Origin of the sequence: Prevotella sp. CAG:255 (assembly GCF_000431195.1) — a bacterium.
Lineage (GTDB): Bacteria > Bacteroidota > Bacteroidia > Bacteroidales > Bacteroidaceae > Prevotella > Prevotella rara.
In genome coordinates this window covers 1-21969 of the sequence record NZ_HF986775.1, presented here as the reverse complement: position 1 = coordinate 21969, position 21969 = coordinate 1, and the positions used below count along the sequence as shown (strand labels likewise).

Genomic DNA, 21969 nt, shown 5'->3' with positions numbered 1-21969 from the left:
TATTTATTACAACCTATTTTTAGCGTACCTATCTATTTTCGCATACATCAACCGCAGCATATCCTGTATGTAAAAGCCAGGAAGAAGACATTGCAGCATAACCGGCACTGCAAACGAAACGTACATAAGGCAAAACCGTACATATATAAAAACAGGACCGCAACACTGCGGCCCTGCCAGAATAATTGATATAATCTAATACAAATCAGGCTTAGTCAGACACCTGATTATTCGCTTTTTGCTGTCTTTATTTCGCCTTCTTCGTTGACATCAAGTTCAAGCACCTTCAGACTTCTTAGCCATGTAACGTCGTTAGAGGGCACACAGTCGTGATGGAACAGATACCATTTGCCTTTATATTCAACAATAGAATGGTGAGTTGTCCAGCCTACCACCGGCTCAAGAACCACTCCCTTGTATGTAAACGGGCCATAAGGATTATCTCCAACGGCATAACACAGCAGATGGCTGTCGCCGGTTGAATAAGAGAAATAATACTTACCATTGAACTTGTGCATCCATGAAGCCTCAAAGAAGCGGTGAGGATCAGAGGCAGTAAGCGGCTTGCCGTTTTCGTCAACCACAAGCACGGGCTTCGGCTCTTCGGCAAACTGCAGCACGTCATCGGTCATCTTAACCACTCTTGACGGCAATGCAGGCTCATCTCCTTCGGGCAGATACTCCTTGCCCATGGCTTTGTTGTCCTTATAGCGCTGAAGCTGTCCGCCCCAAAGTCCGCCGAAATATACATAAATAGAGCCGTCATCATCCTTGAAGACACAAGGGTCTATCGAGTAAGATCCGCGAATGTGGTCGGCCTGCGGCTTAAACGGACCTTCCGGTCTGTCTGCAACAGCCACTCCAAGGTGGAACACATCGTTCTTGTCCTTTGCGCTGAAGATAAGATAATACTTACCGTCTTTCTCAACGACATCATTGTCCCACAGCTGTCTGCCTGCCCATGGAATATCCTGCAGGTCGAGAATCTTGCCACAGTCGGTAGCCTCTTCGTTCTCAATATCAGTGAGCGTGAGCGCATGATAGTCTTTCATTTCGAAATGACCGCCGTCGTCATCAAACGCAGCACCTGAATCCCAGTCGTGAGACGGATAAATATACAGTTTGTCGTTAAACACATGTACAGACGGGTCTGCCATATAATCAGACGGGAAAAGATATCTTGCTTTTTTCATGATTATTAATTTTAAAAGTTGTTTCTATTTAATTTATTGAACTTATTTCTCAAAGATCTTTATAATCTTGTCGACCACCGGCTTAGGCTTATTGCTGCGGTCGAAGAGCAGCGGATAGTTTACACGTCCGGGAACGGGGAAATCGTTAAGCCATGAACGTGTGTCAGTAACACCCCACAGAGTGACGCGCGAGATCTGTCCGCGATGGCGATAGTAGATATTGAAAATGTCAAGATAACGCTTTTCAAACTCTTTTTCAACATCCTCGGGAAGTCCGTTCTTATACGGATTCAGTGCATCAGCATACTTGAAGTTCTGGCTTATCTCAGCTCCGCCAAACTTTTCAGGATTTGGCAGGACATTTACATCAAGCTCAGTAATCATCACCTTAACGCCACAGGCAGCAAAGGCATCTATCGACTTCTCGTATTCATCAAGGTCGGGATATTCGAGTCCGTTGTGCGACTGCATTCCGATACCGTCAACGCGGTAGCCTTTCGACTTCAGCTCTCTGACAATACGGCAAACAGCATCGCGCTTTGCTGGCTTTGCCAGCGAATAGTCGTTGATATAGAGTTCCGCATTTGGATCGGCCTCGTGGGCAAACTTAAATGCAAGTTCAACAAATTCAGGACCTATTATGCGATAATATGGAGAATTACGGAAGGTGCCGTCATCGTTAAAAATCTCGTTTACAACATCCCATCCCAAGATACGTCCCTTGTAACGGCCTACAACTGCTGAAATATGACGGTGCATACGGTCGATGAGTACATCGCGTGAAACGGTGTCGCCACGCTCGTCGGTAAACATCCATACAGGAGGCTGAGAATGCCATACAAGGCAATGACCGATAATGGCGAGACCATTGTCCTGACCGAATTTTACAAAACGGTCGGCATCGTCCCAGAAGAAACGGTTTTCTTCAGGATGAATCTCCTCCCCTTTCATACAGTTTTCTGCCACAATAGAGTTAAAGTTATTCTTAACGACGTTTGTTTCATCCGGCGTCCTGTTCCATATCTGGTCAACATTCATGGCCGCTCCGACCAGGAAGTAACGTCCCAACACATCTTTAAGAGTCTTGGTGTTTCCGGCAGAAACGGGCAATGCACTTGCCATAGCGAACATACATGCCAGCAAAAATACTACATTTCGTTTCATTTTTATATTAAGCTTTTTCAGTTGAACGTTTTTCTATTTCCATGTTTATCTTGTCAATAACCTCGTCTGTAAGCTCATATTTTGAAATTATGAACATTGAAAGACCTAACAGCAAGGCCGGAATGACAGCTACAAGCCAAAGAATACCCTGCTCTGCAAAAGCAGTCTGCGAAACAGAATTGTTCTTGTCGAAACCGACAAAAGCCAGAATAAGGCCGGGAACAACGCCTCCGAGAGCCATACCGGCTTTATAGAATATACCGGTAAGGGCGTTTACGATGCCTGAAATACGCTTGCCATGAGTGTATTCGCCATAAGAAATAACCTCAGGAACGAGCGCCCACATATATCCCGTGGCAACGATAACTCCGGTAGACTTGATAAACTGTGCAAGATACACCAGCCATATCTGTGAACGGAGCGACGGCACCATTGAGATAATATAAATAAGTATCATACCGAGAATGGCAACAGACAAGAAAATGTTGAACATGCCACGCTTGCCAACCTTGCGCTTGATGGCCGGAACCATAGGCATGAAAATAAATGCCGGAACTGAACCAAGAGCCATGAAGTAAGCCAGCTGGTCGGCTGAAGAGTGTATGTTGTAAATCATGTAATAAGAACCGGCAGAGTTGCCTATTGCCATCATGGCGAAAGCCGTTACAAAGAAGAAGGCAAGAATGCGCAACGGACGGTTGCGGCGGAACTCAACCCAAAGGTCGCTCACCTTAACGTCGTCGGTCTCACTCTTATCCATAACCACACGTTCCTTTGTCTGAGTGAAGCAGAACAGCAGCAACACAAGACCGGCCACTGCATAGATGGCCATTGTTACGAACCAGGCATTGGCTGATTCAACGGTATTTATCTTGCCGTCGGGCGATAATGTTGCCACAATCATAGGTATGCCATATGCAACGGCAAGTCCTCCGACGTTGGCAAGGAACATTCTTACAGACGTAAGCACGGTTATCTCCTCAGTATCGCGGGTCAGCGACGCATTAAGCGCGCCATAAGGCACATTTATCAGAGTGTATAGCATAGACATGCCCACATAAGTGATGTATGCATAAAGCAAAGACCCGGAGAAGCCATCCCAGAAACATAATATGGCGAAGCCCGTAAGCGGCACGCCGGCCAGCAAAAGGTAAGACCTGTACTTGCCAAACCTTGGATTATGCTTATCGACATAGGTTCCTACAACAGGGTCCCAGATAACATCCACCACCCTGACAATCAGGAACATAAATGCAGCAGCAGAAGGGTCGAGGCCATATACGTTTGTATAAAACATAAGCAGATACATCGATATGGTCTGATAAATAAGGTTTTGGGCCAAATCACCTGATCCGAAACCTATTCGCTGAAGCCACGACAGCTTGTAAAAGCCTCTCGAGGCTGCGTTTTCCATCGTGTTTGAACTCATCTTTTTTAATTTAAATTTGTTTTGTAACTAAGGTAAACCAATTATGCTATTTTATTATTTTTGCGGCATACTCACCCATAACCTTATATCCTGCGGCATTAGGATGCAGCCAGTCGTCCTGCAAATCAGCCTTTAGCTTTGAAGGCTCTGAAGGATCGCGCATAAGCTTGTCAAAGTCTATCACGTCATCAAACGTTCCGCTCGTCCTTATCCACTCGTTCACAGCCTGTCGTGCAGCCTCACGGAAGAATGTAAAATAAGAATGTCCGGCAAAAGGAGTTATCGTTGCTCCATATACCTTATATCCACGTTCACGTGCCTTCTTGGCAAGCTGCTGATAAGCCTTAATAAGCTTGGCTGCCATAGCCTCACTGTTGCCGTTGATAGAACCCAAGTCGTTGACACCCTCAAAAATCACCACAGCCGAAACGCCTCTCTGTGCCAGGATATCCCTGTCATAGCGCTGCATGGCAGGCGTACCGAGTCCGCCGTTCAACACGCAGTTACCGCCAATTCCGAGGTTAAGCACAGCCAGGTTCTTTCCGCCGGCCTGCAGGTTTGTAGCCAGGATGTCTGTCCAACGGTTCTGCATATTTGTAGTACTTCCTCTACCGTCTGTTATCGAGTTACCCAACACGGCCACTGCACTATTTTCATTTCCGCAAATATCTATTGCTGAAATATTGTACCAGTGGTCTATCTTTATTCCTTTTGAGAAATCGCTGCCGGGCTTTGACACACCTTTAATAATATATGACGTTGTACGCGAACCGAGATGTGATGTGGCTTCTGAAGGCGTGCTGCCATAATTTATTGTTATGGCGAGGCGCTGCAGCGGTTTAAGGTCAAACTTAACGGCATCAGACATTACAGCCTTGCCGGCTTCAATGGTAACATTGCGTTTCTTGCCAAAAGTAAGATACTTTGCCGAACTCTTGTCGATAACACACGAATCTTCTGCATCTGCGATGTAAACCGACTTGATTTCAACAGGCGTCTTGCTGTATTCGTTTGAAAGTTGAAGCCTCAAGACATCTCCACCAACCGAAACACGCACAATCTGACGCAACGACATGCCCGACAAGTCGGTCTCGGCAGGCATATCCTTTCCGGCAGCAAGCTGAGGTGCCGCTGCCCATGTGCCGGTCCACCGGTTATCCTTAACATCATTACCGGCATTGACACTCATTGCAATGCTCAACAGAGCAACAATAAAAAACTTTTTCATGTTATTAAATATTAAAGAAACAAGCCGTCGGTGTCACAGCCTTGATGAAAAAGCAGACATCAGTCAGGCTTATACAAAATCAAAATTATTTATCAATTGCAAAAATACTCCATTGTTTTCTAAATGGGGATTATTTTCGTTACCATTGCGTTTCAATTCGTATCATCGGCAACTATTTACAACAAATAAATTAGGTTTTTTATATTTACGTAAGTATTTTTGCATAAAAAACCTTAGTAATATGAAAAATAAAGTAGTTACAGCATTTGTATTCTTTATCTTTTTTGCATCATTAAAAGCTTTTAGTGCAAATAGCTTTATCAGTTTTTCGGCAGGCGACATGCTGCTGAACCAGAACAATGAAGTGACTATATTTGTTGACCAAAACGACTGTAAGGGTGTGATGACGGCTGTACGCAACATGTCAACTGACATCAACAAAGTTTGTGGAGCAGACGTAAAGATCAGCACAAACAGCAACAACGCAAAAATCATTGTAGGCACAATAGGCCACTCTGCTGCCATAGACAAAATAATGAAACAGCGCAAGAACGACATGAAGCAGCTGAAGGGAAAGCGAGAGATGTATGTCATCACCATCGACAACGGCCAGCTGGTGATTGCCGGCAGCGACAGAAGAGGTACGATATACGGAATTTATGAACTGTCAAAACAGATTGGCGTCTCGCCATGGTACTATTGGGCAGACACTCCTATCGAACAGCACAAACATATATATATAAAAAAAGGTGTCTATACGGACGGTGAACCGGCCGTAAGATACCGTGGAATTTTTCTCAACGATGAAGCTCCATGCCTCACAACATGGGTGAAGAACACCTTTGGCACAGAATACGGCAACCACGAGTTCTATGCAAAAGTGTTCGAACTTATACTCCGTCTGAAAGGTAACCTGCTATGGCCGGCCATGTGGGGATGGGCCTTCTACGCTGACGATGAGCTTAACAGCAAGACTGCAGACGAGATGGGAGTGATTATAGGCACATCGCACCATGAGCCCATGGCACGCAACCATCAGGAATGGGCACGTAACCGTGACAAATACGGAAAGTGGAACTATAACACAAATCAGGAAGTACTTGATAAATTCTTTAAGGAAGGAATTGAAAGACGACAGGGTACAGAAGACATTGTAACCATCGGCATGAGAGGCGACGGTGACGAGGCAATGAGCGAGGAGTCTGACGTAGCACTGCTCGAAAAGATAATACGCAACCAAAGACAGATAATCAGTGACGTTACAAAGCAGCGGGCAGACAAGACCCCGCAGATGTGGGCACTTTATAAAGAGGTTATGGACTATTACGACAAAGGCATGAAGGTGCCGGACGACGTTACCATACTGCTGTGTGACGACAACTGGGGCAACGTAAGACGCGTGCCAAACGCAAAAGAAGCAAAACGTGCCGGAGGCTGGGGCCTGTATTACCACGTTGATTACGTTGGCGCACCGAGAAATTCAAAATGGATAAACGTAACACCCACACAGAATATGTGGGAACAGCTTTCGCTGGCCTCAGAATACGGCATTGACCGCATCTGGATATTAAACGTTGGCGACTTAAAACCGATGGAATATCCTATCAGCCTGTTCCTCGACATGGCATGGAATCCAAAGAGATATAACGAAACCAACATAACCGACCACACCCTCGACTTCTGTAAACAGCAGTTTGGCGACGAACAGGCAGAAGAAGCCGCACGCCTGCTTAACCTCTGCTGCAAGTACAACGGAAGAATCACGGCAGAAATGCTTGACCGCAACACATATAACCTTGAAACCGGCGAATGGGAAAAGGTTGTCAACGACTATATGAAACTGGAAGCAGAAGCACTGCGACAGTTTATCACGTTGAAAGATGAATATAAGGACACATACCGCGAGATAATCCTGTTCCCCATACAGGCCATGGGCAACCTTTACCAGATGTATTACGCACAGGCCATGAACCACAAGCTATACAAGAACAACGACCCTGATGCAAATAAATGGGCCGACAAAGTGGAAGAAGCCTTCAGACGCGACTCTGTATTGTGCGCGCAATATAATCATGAGATTGCCGGCGGAAAGTGGAACGGCATGATGATCCAGAAGCACATTGGCTACACCAACTGGAACGACGATTTTGAGAAAGACATGTTACCCGAAGTGTTCAGAATAGCAGAAAACAACGCCGAAGGCGGCTTCATACACAAGGCAAGCAACGGCTATGCAGCCATAGAGGCAGAACATTTTTACAGCAAGGCTGATGTCAAAGATGCCAAGTGGACTGTAATCCCATTTATGGGCAGGACTCTGAGCGGAATATCATTAAGGCCATACAACAAGGAGGTCGAAGGCGCCGGACTGACATACAAATTCGTTACAGACGGTAAATACACTGGCGATGTTAAGGTATATGTCGTAGTGAAATCAACTCTCGACTTCCTCAATAAAGGCGGACTGACCTATAACATCAGTATTGACGGCAGCGAAGCCAAAACAATAAACTTCAACAAGGATCTGAACGAAAGTCCGGAGAACATCTATACGGTCTACTACCCCACTGTTGCCCGCAGAGTTGTTGAGAGCGTAATAACACTGCCGCTCGGAAAAACAAGCGACAACATGCATGAAATAAAGATAACGCCCAACGATCCGGGCATCGTGTTTGAAAAAATCGTTATAGACATGGGCGGATATAAAAATTCATATCTGCACATGAAAGAATCTGAGAAGTTCAGGACGATGTAATCATAATAAAGGCAAATAAAACATAAAACAATTTGGCGGTTAAGATTTTTTCGTTATTTTTGTAGTTATACAACAAACGGATATGAAAAACTTTAAACTTGCTATTTACTTTATTATATATTTGTGTGTATCGTTGTTGGCAATAGCCGACAGCGGTTCACACCTTTATACGTCTGAACGCCTGGCCAGTAACAAGACAACATGTATAATTCAGGATAAATATGGATTTATATGGATAGGAACAGAATATGGGCTTAACAAATTCGACGGTTACAGATTTACACATTACCTCACAGACATCAACGACAGTACGTCTATAATCAGCAATGACATAACATCTTTCTTAGTTGATAAAAAAGGGCAATTTTGGATTGGAAGCGAGAAAGGCTTGATGAAATACAACTACAAGACCAACGATTTTAAAAGATATCATTGTCCAGACGGCAACACACCAAGAATAGAAACAATTCTCGAAATGAGCAATGGCGACATTCTCATTGCCACTGCCGGATACGGATTATATAAAATATCCAAAGGCACAGATAAAATCATTAAGGATAATTCTTTTTGGAAAAGTCATAATGACGACTATAAAAGCAGAATATTCGAAGATGACATGGGTAACATATGGCAAAACAGTCATCTGCCAATAATAACAAGAATTATTCTGAACAAAGAAAAAGTTCCTGTACAATTCAAAGATTTTAAACTTAGCCATGGTCCTGCTATTAGCTTTATAAAGAATGGCGCTAAAAGTTTTTATATCGTATGCATGTATGGCATACTTGAATATCGATATAAAGACGGAACCATACATGATGCCGGTTTCGATATGAGTGAACTTAACAGGACTGTCTCTATCCGAAAAGCAATATTAGACAGCAATGGAAATATCCTGATCGGTACATCAGGCAAAGGTATGATGATAATACCCCGAAACAGCCGTAAACTTATTTCGTATAAAGATAAAAATTCGACATTTGACTTGTCTACAGCAAATGTAAACAACATGTATGAAGACAAAGACAAAAACATATGGATAAGCTGCTATAAGAAAGGTATTTACATGATTTCACAAAAGAAAGATGCCTTTAACAGCTGGACTTTCTCACAACACAACTACTTGTTAGGAAGCAGCGTATCGTCCATTGCCCCCGGACACAATGGCGACATCTTTGTAACAATACAGAAAACCGGTGTTTATAAATTTGATAAAAATGGCAACATAACATCTCATCCAACATCGCCGGCAGGAGCAAACACCATATACAAGGACAAGCAAGGAAACTATTGGCTATGCAGCGAAACCACACTTTACTCATATAACCCTTATACCGGAGAATATCATCAGAAAGCAAAATACGACGGATGGGGACTAAACTATATCACAGACGACGGAAAAGGCACCCTCTATATATGCAACTACAGTAAAGGTCTCTGTGTCTATAACACTCAAAACTGTTCGACAATACAATTCAGCATGAGAGATAAAGACAAGGGTAAAGGTGTGCTGTGCAACGACTGGATAAAAACGCTGTATATTGACAGAGATGGACTTCTATGGATTGGAACGACAAATGGAATATCCGTAATGGATACTAAATCGTTTAACTTTAATGTTATAAAAGACAAACGTTTCAAGAATATACAATGCCTGTCTGTCAACGAAACGGCAGACGGTAAAATTTTACTTGGCACAAATACTGGATTATATGTTTACAACAAGAAGAAACATACACTTTACACATTTCCAAACTCTCCAAAGCAGCTTCAGACCAATTTTATATACAGCATAGTGTTCGACCATAACAATGACATATGGATGAGCACCGCCATGGGCATTTGGCAGTATAACCATAAACAAAAGACATTTATCAGCCATATACGCGGAAACGGACTTGCCACGAAGGAATACATCGGTGGAGCCGCAGCCCATTTCAGCGATGACAGAATTGTATTCGGCATCGACGACGGCATAACCGTATTTTACCCGAAAGACATCAAGAACACAAAGATGGAGCTTGGGCAGATTTATCTGACAAACTTTATCCTCGACGGCAAGGAGATGAGCTGTTTTTCTGATAAATTTGTTGTACCGTATGATGAAAATACATTTTCTTTAGAGTTCTCATTGCTCAATTTCAAATATACTGATGAAATCACATTCCAATATAAGATTAACGACAATGAGAACTGGATTTCCATACCGGAAGGCACAAACGCAATATCATTCAACAAACTAAAACCGGGAAAATACGAGATTGAGGTAAGGGCTACAGCCAACGGTGCTGTATCTAAGAGCAGCAAGAAAGTAATCATAAAAGTGCTGTCGCCCTGGTATGCGTCAACGCTGGCATGGATTATATACATAATGGTAATAGCCACAGGCATCTACCTATACGCAAGAAACTACAAGCGCCGCAAGAACGAAGAATTAGAGGAGACCAAGATGCGGTTCCTCATCAATGCGACCCACGACATCAGGTCGCCGCTGACACTTATCCTCGGCCCTCTCAACAAGCTGAAGTCGAGACTGACCGATGCCGAAAGCCAGAACGACATAAAGACCATCGACCGCAACGCACAGCGGCTTCTGCTGCTTGTCAACCAGATTCTTGACATCAGAAAGATTGACAAGAAACAGATGCACCTGCACTGCGAAAAGACGGAAATGGCAACATATATAAATGATGTTTGCGCAAGGTTCAGATATAATGCCGACCAGCACAACATCATATTCAACTTCGAACATGAGGCTGGCTCATGCTATGCGTGGATAGACAAGATAAACTTCGACAAGATTATATCTAACCTGTTGTCGAACGCCTTCAAGTTCACGCCCGACGGCGGAAGCATAACCATACGTCTGAAAGAAGACGAACAGCATGTAACAATAGACGTGCTCGACACAGGCATGGGTTTCAAGAACAAGAACACCGACAAGCTGTTTGAGCGTTTCTATCAGGAACCAAACAGCCGCGGCATCAGCCTTGAAGGCACCGGCATAGGACTCAACCTGAGCCGCACGCTAACCGAAATGCACGGAGGCACGATTAAGGCAGCCAACCGAACAGACAACGTGCAGGGCGCACAGATAACGATAAGCATACCCAAAGGCAACAGCCATCTGAAGCCCGAAGAGATAATTTCGCCTGAAGACGACAACTCAAACAGCATGCTGTCTAAGAAGCCCACATACACCAACTGCAGGATGATGGTGGTGGACGACGACGCGGAAATGAGGCAGTACATAAAGAATGAGATGAGCGAATGGTACAAGGTAGACACGTTCCCCAACGGTGTTGAAGCCCTTGACGCCCTGCTGAAAGAACATTATGACATCGTTGTCTCAGACATCATGATGCCGGAGATGGACGGAGTAACGCTGCTGAAGAAGATAAAGACCAACAGCCGCATAAACGACATCCCCGTGATATTGCTAACTTCAAAATCTGACGTTGCCGACAGGCTCGAAAGCTTCAAGAAAGGCGCAGACGCCTTTCTGGCAAAGCCGTTCAACATGTCTGAGCTGCACATACTTACAGACAATCTTATCAGCAACGTAAGAAGGCTGCGCGGAAAATATTCGGGCGCACAGGAACAGAAGGACAAGATTGAACAGATAGAGGTGAAGGGCAACAACGACCAACTGATGAACCGCATCATGAAGTCGATAAACGAGCATATATCCGACCCCGACTTCAACGTTGAGAGTCTTGCTGAAGACGTTGGCATAAGCCGCGCACAGCTGCACCGCAAGATGAAGGAAATAACCGGAATATCAACCGGCGAGTTTATCCGTAATCTGAGACTGGAACAGGCTGCACGACTGATAAGAGAGCAGAAGATAAACGTCACTCAGGTGGCCTATGCCGTAGGCTTCAACAACCAGACCCACTTCTCTACCGTGTTCAGGAAACGCTACGGCATGCCGCCTACTGAATACGCTAAAAAAGAGCATAACGAAAATACAGAGCAAAAACAGGAATCATGAAAAAGACATTTTTAACCGCCCTGCTAATGGCGGCAATCACATGCGTTGCATATGCAGAAGACGGCTCACGCCTTTGGCTGAGAAGCCAGCGCAACAGCGACCTGTGTGAAATCACGACTAAAGACAAGTCGAACACGGCTAAAATAGCCACAAGAGAACTTGCCACATACTGGCACGGAAAACCGGTAAGCCTGATAAAAGACAAGACGGCAACCGGCGAAGAAGGCTTCGAGATAACAACCGACAAGAGCAACGGCCACATAACAATAAAGGCGAAAAACAGCTGCGGACTGCTCTACGGAGCCTACGAACTGCTGCGCCTGCAGGACAGCTGTATGCCTATTGACAACATCAACATAAAGGAAAATCCTGCCGTAAAATACCGCATACTCAACCATTGGGACAATCTTGACAGGTCTGTAGAGCGAGGATATGCGGGCCTGAGCATATGGAAGTGGGACGAAATCAACGGCGACAAAGGCACGATGAGCCTTGCCCTGAAAGAACGCCTCACTACCTATTGCCGCGCAAACGCGTCGATAGGCATCAACGGCTCGGTGATAAACAACGTGAACGCTTCGCCCAAGATGCTCAACACCTTATATATAAAAAAGGTAAAGGTGCTGGCAGATATGTTCCGCGACTACGGAATAAAGGTTTATCTCTCGGTGAACTTTGCGTCGCCAATGGCTGAGGGCGGACTGAAGACAGCCGACCCGCTCAACGAAGGCGTGCGCACATGGTGGAAAAACAAGGTAAACGAAATATATAAGGAGATACCCGACTTCGGCGGTTTCCTCGTAAAGGCTAACTCAGAAGGACAACCCGGCCCCGGCGACTATCACCGCACACATGCCGAGGGAGCCAACATGCTTGCAGAAGCTCTTGCCCCGCACGGCGGACTGGTCATATGGCGCAGCTTCGTTTACGGCAATCATGAGGGCGAAGACCGCGTAATGCAGGCCGTTACAGAGTTTAAAGACCTCGACGGAAAGTTCAGCAGCAACGTTATTCTGCAAACAAAGAACGGTCCGCTCGACTTCCAGCCGCGCGAGCCTTATGCTCCTCTGTTCGACCAGATTAAGCATACACCGATGATGGCAGAGCTGCAGATTACGCAGGAATATCTCGGACAGAGCCGCCACCTTGTATACCTGGCACCGATGTGGAAAGAGTTTTTCAGCTTTGTAAGCCCCAAACAGCTTATCGGCATTGCAGGAGTGGCCAACACGGGCGATGACGCCAACTGGTGCGGCCACCATTTCTCACAGGCCAACTGGTATGCCTTTGGCCGACTGGCATGGGACCCTACCCTGTCGTCAGAACAGATTGCAGACGAATGGCTCAAACAGACTTTCACACACGACACAGCTTTCATCAAGCCGATGAAGGAAGTTATGATGAGCAGCCGCGAAGCCTGTGTAGACTATATGATGCCGCTCGGACTGCACCACATATTCAAGGCCGACCACCACTATGGTCCTGAGCCACAGGGTTTCTATCCAAAATATCCGATAGAATGGTGCCCCGTATACTATCATAAGGCCGACAGCACCGGCATCGGCTTCGACCGCACAATGAACGGCACAAAGGCCGTAAGCCAGTATCGCCATCCGTTCGACAGCATATACAACGACATCAATACCTGTCCCGAGGAATATCTGCTGTGGTTCCACCACGTAAGCTGGAATCACAAGATGAAAGACGGCACAACGCTATGGCAGAGCCTCTGCGCCCACTACAACCGCGGCGTGGCCGAGGCAAAGAGATTTGCCGAGACTTGGAGCAAGATGGAGCCGTATGTAGACAGACAGCGCTTTATGGAAGTAAGCCAAAGAATGGCCGAACAGGTAGAGAACGCCGAAGAATGGCGCGACACGTGCCTTAAATATTTTCAGACATTCTCAAAACAGGAAATAACAAAATAGCAAGTACATACAATGAACAAAATAACTTATCTGGCAGGCACCGCAGCCCTGTCGGCCATGATGGCCATGTTCTGCGGCAGCGAAGCCCATGCACAGGCAAAGCTGCAGAAACAGGGCACTGCCACACAAATAACAGTAGGCGGAAAGCCCATGCTCCTGCTGTGCGGAGAGCTGAGCAACTCGGCCGCTACGTGCGAGGCAGACATAATAAGCGTGATGCGCACATGCAAGGAACGAGGACTCAACACGGTGCTTGTGCCGGCACAATGGGACCTCATCGAACCGGAGGAAGGCAAGTTTGACTTCTCGCTGCCGAAGACAGTCATAGAACAGGCACGCAAAAACGACCTGAAAGTAATATTCCTGTGGTTTGGAGCATGGAAAAACTCCATGAGCTGCTATGCACCGCTATGGTTCAAGGAAAACACCAGGAAATATCCGCGCGCAATGACACGCCGCGGAAAGCCTCTTGAAATTGCCAGCGCATTCTCAGACAACATACTGCAAGCAGACAAAAACGCCTTCAGCAAATTGATGAAATTCATATCTGAGGCCGACAGCAGCCGAAACACGGTGATAATGATGCAGATTGAAAACGAAATCGGCATGCTCGAGGACGCACGCGACTACTCGGACAAGGCACAAAAGGCTTTCAGCTCTGCCGTGCCCGAAGACCTTATAAAATATATAAGGAGCAACGGGAAAAAGCTGCACCCTCACCTGCTGAAAATGCTCACAGGCTCAGAGAAATGGACAAAAGACAGCCACAACGCTATAAACAACAGGCTGAAGAAAGGCGCCACATGGGCACAGGTGTTTGGCACGGACATATATGCTGACGAGGTGTTCATGGCCTACTATCATGCAAAATATGTTGAACAGCTGGCTCTCGAGGCCCGCCGCATCTGCGACATGCCCCTCTATGTAAACGCTGCGCTCAACAGCCGCGGACGCAAGCCGGGCGAATATCCGTCGGCAGGGCCGCTTGCACACCTTGTAGACCTGTGGCACTGCGCCGCACCCAGCATAGACATCCTTGCTCCTGACATCTACGACACAGGCTTCAAGAGCTGGGCCGACCAGTACAAGCAGCCCGAAAATCCGCTGTTCATACCCGAGTCGCGCTTCTGCCGCAACAGTGGTGTGCGTGCGCTGTACGCCTTTGGCGAGCACGACGCCATAGGCTTCTCACCATTCGACATAGACCACGGCTCTGCCGACGACCACAAGAGCATAAAGGAGAGCTACGCCATGCTGGAAGAGCTGTCGCCGCTGCTGCTGAAATATCAGGGCAAGGGCCTGACACACGGACTGCTCTTTGACGGCAACGACCGCGAACGCGTCATCGTAGACGGCGACATCACGCTGACATGCCGCCACAACTTCACACTGCCATGGGATCCTCGCGCCACCGACGGCTCTGAATGGCCCGAAGGCGGAGGCATTATAATAAAGGTGGCAGACATGGACTACATCATAGCCGGCAACGGCATCGTTGTAGAATTTACGACAAACAGCGAGAAGGAACAAGAAGAAAAAAAGATACTTGGCGAAGACGGATTTGCCCAAAATGGCCAAAACACGGGCACGCAGAACGGAACGCAGCCTAAATTTAAAGGAATGCGTGCAGGCATAGGCTACGTGGATGAGGTGGCAATAAACAAAGACGGAACGCTGAAATATCTGAGAAGAGAAAACGGAGATCAAAGCCATCAGGGACGCCACGCCCGCATATCTGTAGGCGAATATAAGATTCTGCACGTCAAGCTGTATAAGTATTGAGAAGGGGAACAGCCAAGCAAATTAAAAAAAGGCTGCAGAGTCTACCGTCAGACAAAGATGGTTAAGGCTTCACAATAAAAATAAGGCCTGCTAGCGGCCGACAGAAAAATACTCTATATACGCCATAAGGACATCTTGAAGGGCGAATATAGAGTATTTTTTATGCCCTATCAGTCATGCCCCGTCAGACGATTGCCCCGTACACCTTATTATATTATACCCCTTACTTTCAACTCTAACCTGACTGATGCAGCAATTCAATGCTGTTGCGTAATCACTGCACAGGCGGATAAAAGGCTTTTTCGGGCGGCATCTAAAAACAAGCGTAAAAATTATAACCATTTACGCCTGTTTCTATTACATTTTAAACATTAAACGTTATTCTACAAGAAAATCATTAACCAAACAGCAGCTGTTATGTTTCGAACTGTTAGTGGCCGGTTTACGTGTAGTAAACGGGCCACTTTTGATGCAAAAGTGACCGCTTTTTTATGCAAAAACCATAGAGTTTTGTCATTCAAAAGTACGAATAAAAAGTGATAAACAGAAAAATGTAGCAAAGTTATTGGCAGATAGGCGTTTTAGGAAGATGGCTTGAAAAAATGAAAGACAGAAAAAGCAATGAAAAAGCCAAGTTAGGACATCGCAGCGTTACCAATTCGTGACCATGCCCAAAACAGGTTATGACGAGGTTGGAAGAATATAGAAAACACTAACTTCCAGTGAGTTACTAACAACTCACGCAAGAAAATGCGGCGTGAACGAGAATTGCAGTATTCCTCAATGATTTGCGTAGCAACGAAGGATTCTTCACGAACTAAATTTGAAACCAAAAAAATTTTAGAACGATGAAGAGTACATTTTCAGTTATCTTCTACCTGAAAAGACAGGCAACTGTACCCAAACCCATGCCTACTGCGGACAACACTCCAAAGATACGTCACTTCGACTTTTATACGGACGAGTTTCATCATTATCCTGTTGATATTCCTCAGAATTGTCTGGATGTCATCGATAAGAATATAGCTTTGAATGCCGACAATGTGTTTGCCAGGATTGGTGATGTGCAGAAGACCGCCATTCTTCTCTTTGCTGAATACATTGATGCTGCCACAACCATTGCCGCCCAGTCTGGCGGTGGCGGAGATGGTGCTACCTCAGGTTGGGGACGTGACAAGGACGAGGATGAACTGTCTTGGGCGTATCGCTGCGCTATGATGGCTAATCGCCTGTGCAGACCTCGCAAGAAGCAAGGGTATGGCAGATAACCGAATGTTCAACCAACAACATTGATACTATGCCAATAGGTAAAAGCAAAATCTCGGATATGGATTTCGGCTCTTTCGAGAATACGATTGACAAGAATATCGAAACAGACAAGGCTTCGGACAAGTTTGACCAACAGCTTCAGGCCTACAAGGATGCTGGCAATAGCTTGACTTCAGCAAAATCAGAACTTGAAACGGCAGTATCTTCTTTAAAGGAAGCAAAGGACAACTTGGATAAAGCCACCGATAAAGCGGACGCTGTTACAAAAGCCATTGATAGCTTTATTGCCAAAGTGAGAGATATAAAATTCAAGGCTAAGGTTGATGATGCCGACATAGAGAAACTGACAGATGACAGAAAGAAACTCATTGAAAACGAGTCCAAACTTCTTGAAGACCACCGAAAGGAAAACAAAGAAATCCTCATTCGCCATTTCTATGACATGTCTAATATGATGTCAAGGAATGAAGGTGTGTGGTTGTCAAATGGTTGGGTAAAGACTTTGCTTTGGATATTCTTGCTGTGTTTCCTTTATACGGTCATTTCGATTGTCTATTTTGTAGCATCATACATTGACAAAATCGAGTAGGAGGTAAACACTAATCATAGGTGTTTATCTCCTACTCGATTCCGAACTTTATTTCACAGTTCCGGATTGGAGTTTATATTTTTTTGTGGTAAAGTTAGTAAATATTTATAAATAAAGCATATACGGAGATATTTTTCTAATGGCGGTCATTAGAAAATGACAAAAAGTTTTTTCTAATGACCAATTTGGGTTAAACGAAACCACTTTTTAAAGTGGATTCACCACTTGATTTATATAAGTAATAGACCTAATATAGAGATAGTAAAGTTCAATACGAGAAGAATTGCTGAAAAATCCGTGGAGGTCAAATTTTCCTCCACAAAAAATGGGGAACGAACGCTGTAATATACAGACCGGTTCTTTGAAAACAGTTGCCGCTGAAACAGAAAATACCATATAGTTCAGACAAACACACATTAGAAAGTATCAATTCGAATGCTATTTTGCGTAAAAACAAGCAGGTGAACTATTAGCATGGCGATACATTCCATTATTTATTATGTATGCTTCCATACGGCATTATAACCTGTGTACTGCCTTTCAGTAGAAGCCGATAGACAGGCCGTTCCTTCCATACACAACATATTTTATCACAGAGACTGCGTTCGACAGGTTATTTTATGAGATTCTTTCTGTGAAAATACCCATAACCAAAGCAAATTAGATTTCATTTCTATTTTATCTTAACTGAATTTGTTGCATTAGAAAGTAAAATAGTTGATTCAGCCTTTGGTTTTTACGCAGAAAATCCGTAACTTTGTAGTCTTGGCTTTTATCAGGCCTGTTAAGAAGACGTACAATGCTGAATTTATTTCTCAGATATGCATGGAACATATATTAAGAAGGCTTCGGTATAACCATACAGACAATGCAAATCATTAAGCTATACCCAATCAAGAATATATTCATTTTATTAAACAGATAAATAATGACAAAAAGAAAAATCAGATATGGCAATGATCCGGTATTAAGAAGCAGATGCGAAGAAGTCAAAGTGGTTGATAATAAAATCCGCAGCTTACTTGGAGAAATGCTTGAAACTCTTCATAAAACAGATAATGGAGCAGCTATAGCTGCAAATCAGGTCGGCATCTTGAAAAGACTGGTTGTGATTGATTTTCTCGGTTGCCGTCTAAAACTCGTAAATCCGCGGATTTTAGAAAGCCATGGTATTCAAGAATGTATTGAAGGCTGCCTTAGCTTCCCGGACCGTTTTGCTAAAACCATCAGACCTTATGAGGTTACAATACAGGCATTGAATGAATACGGTGAAGAAGTAGTGATAACCGGCAAAGGTGAAATGGCAAAGTGTTTCTGTCATGAATTGGAACATCTGGATGGAAAGATTTTTTTAGATAAGGCCATTGAAGAAATTGACATGTAGAATTATAGCCAACAAAAGCCGGTTCTCGAATTAGAAAAATGAGAGAATAATATGCCTTCAAATGAATATTTGCAGCAAGTGACCACTGGAGAAGTAGAGGAACTGAACGGAGAAATAGTTCGCTGTGAGTATGATGAATCTTGGGCAAAAAATGTATTTTCAAGAACATGAAGATATAGAGAATGCTTTAAATGGCAATAGTATGTCCATTGAACATGTTGGCTTTATATCCGTTCAAGGTTTGTGTGCCAAGCCTATTTTAGTAATCATTCTATTTTCCGCCAAAAGAGACAAATACGCTTCTTGCGAAAAAACTCTCGCAAAGAACACATGGAAATATGTGCAGAATTATACAGATGCAAAGTCTTAGGTGGTGACAGAAATATTTAAACATATTGATGCTGAATAAAAGGATATTGATTAACGATATAAACCTGAAATTGTAATTCTTTATATGTGTTTGAGTAAAGTTATTATGATGTGCGGCGTATGTGGTTCTGGAAAGACTACTTACGCCAAGAAAAAAGAACAGGAAGGATATATCAGACTTTCCATTGACGAAGAAATGTGGAAACTTTATGGGAGAAAGGGAATTGATTATCCGGAAGAAGAATATGAAAAATTGTCAGAGCAGGTGGAAGCTGCGCTTCAAAAAAAACTGCTGTCCCTGATTCAGCAAGGAAAAGATGTTGTGATTGATTTTAGTTTTTGGAGTAAGGAAAATCGGAATTTTTATAAAGAGCTAATCCGAAAAGCAGGCGCTGAAACGGAACTTGTCTATATGAAAGCCAGTAAGGAGCTTTTGCAAAAAAGACTCTATAAAAGAAATCAGGTCTTAAATGCCAATTCACCGTTTGTGATAACAGATGAAATATTGGAACATCATTATCACGCATTTCAGGAGCCATGGGGCGAAGGAGAAAAAGTAATTTTGCAGAAATAGAATATTATGCAGTATTCAAAGGAAGAAAGTAAAGCAATCTGGAATCAAAACGCTGAATTTTGGGATTGTGCAATGGGGGATGAATCAAATGATTTTCACAGAGAAGTTGTCCGCCCCAAAGTAACAGAGCTTCTAAATCCTGATCCAACAGACTATATTTTAGATATTGCCTGTGGAAATGGAAATTATTCTGCATATCTTGCAGAAAAAGCTGTCTCTGTTTTGGCTTTTGATTATAGTGAGAAAATGGTGGAACAGGCAAAAAAGCGTCAAAAACGGTATGCCGATAATATTGAGTTTTGTGTAGCAGACGCTACGAATGAAACAAGTCTGATGGCATTAAAAAGAAATAAGCCATTTACAAAAGCAGTCTCCAATATGGCGGTCATGGATATTACCGATATTAAGCCGCTTTTTACCTCTGTTTATAAATTGCTTGAGGATAACGGAGTACGTGAATTGTTATTTTTCTTATCTGTTCCGAGGCAAATACCCTTATTCGTATAATAATCACCACAACCGTCAGGGGCAGAACGTAAAATACTACTAAGCATAGCGACTCCGTTTTCAGTAAATACGTAAGGCATGTATTTCAAATGTTGTCCGCATCCTTCGTTTAAGGTCGCAATTTGCGACCTTAAACATTCGTCCTTGGTCAATTGAAACATGAAATCTTCTGGAAATCGTTTAATCTTACGTTTTACTTGCTCATTAAGACGCTTTGTTTCAACGCCATAAAGTGAGGCAAGGTCACGGTCAAGCATAACTTGTTGTCCTCTAATGATTTTTATTAGAGGCTCTATATTGTCAACACCAACCAACTGGTCACTTTTTGTGGTCAGTTCGCTGCTCTCCTTTTTCTATTTTATCTGTCATATTTATATTCATTTTTCCAAAATCACAAATTGTGACTTTGAACATTACCATATTTAACAGCATTCAAAGGTAGTGCTTTTAGCCTTTAAGCCACTATTGCACAAACCCTTTCTTTGAAAGGAACGTAAAATCAATAGTATTATTGTGATGATTGTACTTTTATTAATCGCTTCACTCGTTGTACGGTACTTACCCTTTTACCACACAACTTCGCCACATCCCGAATGGAATACCCCTTGCGGAGCAAACTTACTACTTCCCTATATTCGGTTTTCATCTGTTCTGACGTTTTTACAGAGCCTACCTTGCGTCCGAGTTTTCCACCTTTCTCTATAACCGCTTCCTTCCTGACTGCAATCGGAATGAGATATTGTCACGCTCCAATTGCGCACAAGTCGAAAGCGTGGCTATCATTATCGGGGCAAAGAGGGACGGATGTCCTTCTTCGTCCAATAATGTAAGCTGTTCCTTTTGTATGTAGAGGTTGATGCCACAGTCAATGAGTTCCTTGACAGAGGCAAGCACCTCAAACGCATTGCGCCCCAATCTTGACAGTTCACTGACAAGTAAAATGCTGATGCGCTTTTCCTTACAGAACTCCATTGCCTCACACAACACTAGACGCTCATCATTCTTCTTTGCACCAGAGTGTTCCTCAAAGACCTTGTGGATTTCTATTTCCTTATATTTTGCATACTCCGACAAGTCTTTGACCTGTCTTTCCGTGCTCTGTCTGTCACCAATACTGGAGACACGAGCGTATATTAATCCTGTTGTCATCTATATCAAAGATTAAATTGAACATGAAAAAGCCTGTGTCCAGATAAGTCTTGCTGATTTATTTGAACACAAGCGTTTTTTGAATACAGCCTGACGGCAAATTACCAACAAAAGGGAAGAAGTAAGACTTCCCCATTGTTCGCACCCTGCTGTATGTCTCAATCAAACACGCCATTAAACAGATTGACCGCCTCTATCTTCTTTTCAAGAGCCACTTTTGCATAAACTTCGGTTGAAGTGATGCTTCCATGTCCCAAAACATCCTTCACTGCTGATATGTCTGCTCCTGCTGAGATAGCCAACGATGCTGTCGTATGCCGTGAGCAATGGTAGGTCAAATCCTTTTCTATGCCAGCCTTTTCTTTAAGTCTTCTTACGTATTTCGATACGTTGTCTGACTTCTTGACAAGGTGAAACACAAGACTTTCCGGATTGTCATCCGTCCGAGGTGGCAACAACGATTGCGCCATTTCATTGAGCGGAATAATGGCAGGACGCTTTGTCTTTCGCTGTATGATGCTGATTGTCGGCACGCCATCTATCATTTTAATATCACACCACCTTAGATGCTGGGTAATGGCACTTTTCATTTATGGAAGGTGTGGTTACCCATGACTTCCGTTTTCGATTAGAGGAACCGACAAAAAAAGAAAAT

At 44.0% G+C, this 21969-nt stretch carries 15 protein-coding genes and 2 pseudogenes; 10 read left to right on the top strand and 7 right to left on the bottom strand.

The genetic code is table 11. The features are described 5' to 3' along the window. Window positions 1-227 precede the first annotated feature (227 nt). From QVO66_RS02235 to QVO66_RS02220, 4 genes are read right to left on the bottom strand one after another with little or no spacing between them, the layout of a single operon-like run. Window positions 228-1193, bottom strand: a complete 966-nt coding sequence (locus QVO66_RS02235; protein WP_021853757.1) for a glycoside hydrolase family 43 protein — start codon at window positions 1191-1193, stop codon at window positions 228-230. 42 nt (window positions 1194-1235) lie between these two features. After that, on the bottom strand, window positions 1236-2357 hold the full coding sequence (locus QVO66_RS02230) for an endo-1,4-beta-xylanase (RefSeq protein WP_021853756.1): 1122 nt from the start codon (window positions 2355-2357) through the stop codon (window positions 1236-1238). 7 nt (window positions 2358-2364) lie between these two features. Further along, entirely contained in the window at window positions 2365-3786 is a 1422-nt protein-coding gene (locus QVO66_RS02225; protein WP_021853755.1) for an MFS transporter, read from the bottom strand. A gap of 46 nt (window positions 3787-3832) precedes the next feature. Then, window positions 3833-5014 carry an SGNH/GDSL hydrolase family protein gene (locus QVO66_RS02220; RefSeq protein ID WP_021853754.1) on the bottom strand — a complete coding sequence of 394 codons (1182 nt, stop codon included), beginning with the start codon at window positions 5012-5014 and terminating at the stop codon, window positions 3833-3835. 241 nt (window positions 5015-5255) lie between these two features. Here QVO66_RS02220 and QVO66_RS02215 point away from each other — a divergent pair, with 241 nt between their 5' ends. The 10 genes from QVO66_RS02215 to QVO66_RS02170 all read left to right on the top strand — a co-directional run bounded on the left by QVO66_RS02215 (window position 5256) and on the right by QVO66_RS02170 (window position 20165). Continuing rightward, window positions 5256-7769 (top strand): glycosyl hydrolase 115 family protein, encoded by a 2514-nt coding sequence (locus tag QVO66_RS02215; protein ID WP_021853753.1) that lies wholly within the window; start codon window positions 5256-5258, stop codon window positions 7767-7769. Between the two features lie 82 nt (window positions 7770-7851). Further along, window positions 7852-11763 (top strand): two-component regulator propeller domain-containing protein, encoded by a 3912-nt coding sequence (locus tag QVO66_RS02210; RefSeq protein ID WP_021853752.1) that lies wholly within the window; start codon window positions 7852-7854, stop codon window positions 11761-11763. After that, window positions 11760-13691 (top strand): alpha-glucuronidase, encoded by a 1932-nt coding sequence (locus QVO66_RS02205; protein ID WP_021853751.1) that lies wholly within the window; start codon window positions 11760-11762, stop codon window positions 13689-13691. Before QVO66_RS02210 ends, QVO66_RS02205 begins: the two co-directional genes overlap by 4 nt. A gap of 57 nt (window positions 13692-13748) precedes the next feature. Continuing rightward, window positions 13749-15473, top strand: a complete 1725-nt coding sequence (locus QVO66_RS02200) for a GH35 family beta-galactosidase (protein WP_288172471.1) — start codon at window positions 13749-13751, stop codon at window positions 15471-15473. Window positions 15474-16321: 848 nt separating this feature from the next. Next, window positions 16322-16741, top strand: coding sequence for a hypothetical protein (locus tag QVO66_RS02195; RefSeq protein ID WP_021853749.1), 420 nt, complete (start codon window positions 16322-16324; stop codon window positions 16739-16741). Window positions 16742-16770: 29 nt separating this feature from the next. Next, window positions 16771-17331: a hypothetical protein gene (locus QVO66_RS02190; protein ID WP_288172455.1), complete on the top strand. Its 561-nt coding sequence runs from the start codon at window positions 16771-16773 to the stop codon at window positions 17329-17331. A 928-nt stretch (window positions 17332-18259) separates the two neighbouring features. Then, window positions 18260-18715, top strand: a complete 456-nt coding sequence (gene def / locus QVO66_RS02185; protein WP_021853747.1) for a peptide deformylase — start codon at window positions 18260-18262, stop codon at window positions 18713-18715. Between the two features lie 130 nt (window positions 18716-18845). Further along, window positions 18846-19085 (top strand): GrpB family protein, encoded by a 240-nt coding sequence (locus tag QVO66_RS02180; protein WP_288172454.1) that lies wholly within the window; start codon window positions 18846-18848, stop codon window positions 19083-19085. A 90-nt stretch (window positions 19086-19175) separates the two neighbouring features. Continuing rightward, window positions 19176-19658 (top strand): AAA family ATPase, encoded by a 483-nt coding sequence (locus tag QVO66_RS02175; RefSeq protein WP_288172453.1) that lies wholly within the window; start codon window positions 19176-19178, stop codon window positions 19656-19658. A 6-nt stretch (window positions 19659-19664) separates the two neighbouring features. Beyond that, window positions 19665-20165, top strand: a complete 501-nt coding sequence (locus QVO66_RS02170; protein WP_021853743.1) for a class I SAM-dependent methyltransferase — start codon at window positions 19665-19667, stop codon at window positions 20163-20165. Between the two features lie 23 nt (window positions 20166-20188). On the opposite strand, the pseudogene QVO66_RS02165 reads toward QVO66_RS02170, so the two are convergent. The 3 genes and pseudogenes from QVO66_RS02165 to QVO66_RS02155 form a co-directional block, all read right to left on the bottom strand. Beyond that, a pseudogene (locus QVO66_RS02165) lies at window positions 20189-20461 on the bottom strand (ORF6N domain-containing protein); the annotation flags it as partial. Window positions 20462-20673: 212 nt separating this feature from the next. After that, window positions 20674-21314 (bottom strand): annotated as a pseudogene (locus QVO66_RS02160) (recombinase family protein). 158 nt (window positions 21315-21472) lie between these two features. Beyond that, a complete protein-coding gene (locus tag QVO66_RS02155) occupies window positions 21473-21904 on the bottom strand; it encodes a site-specific integrase (RefSeq protein WP_021853740.1) in 432 nt (143 codons plus the stop codon). Between the last annotated feature and the right edge of the window lie 65 nt (window positions 21905-21969).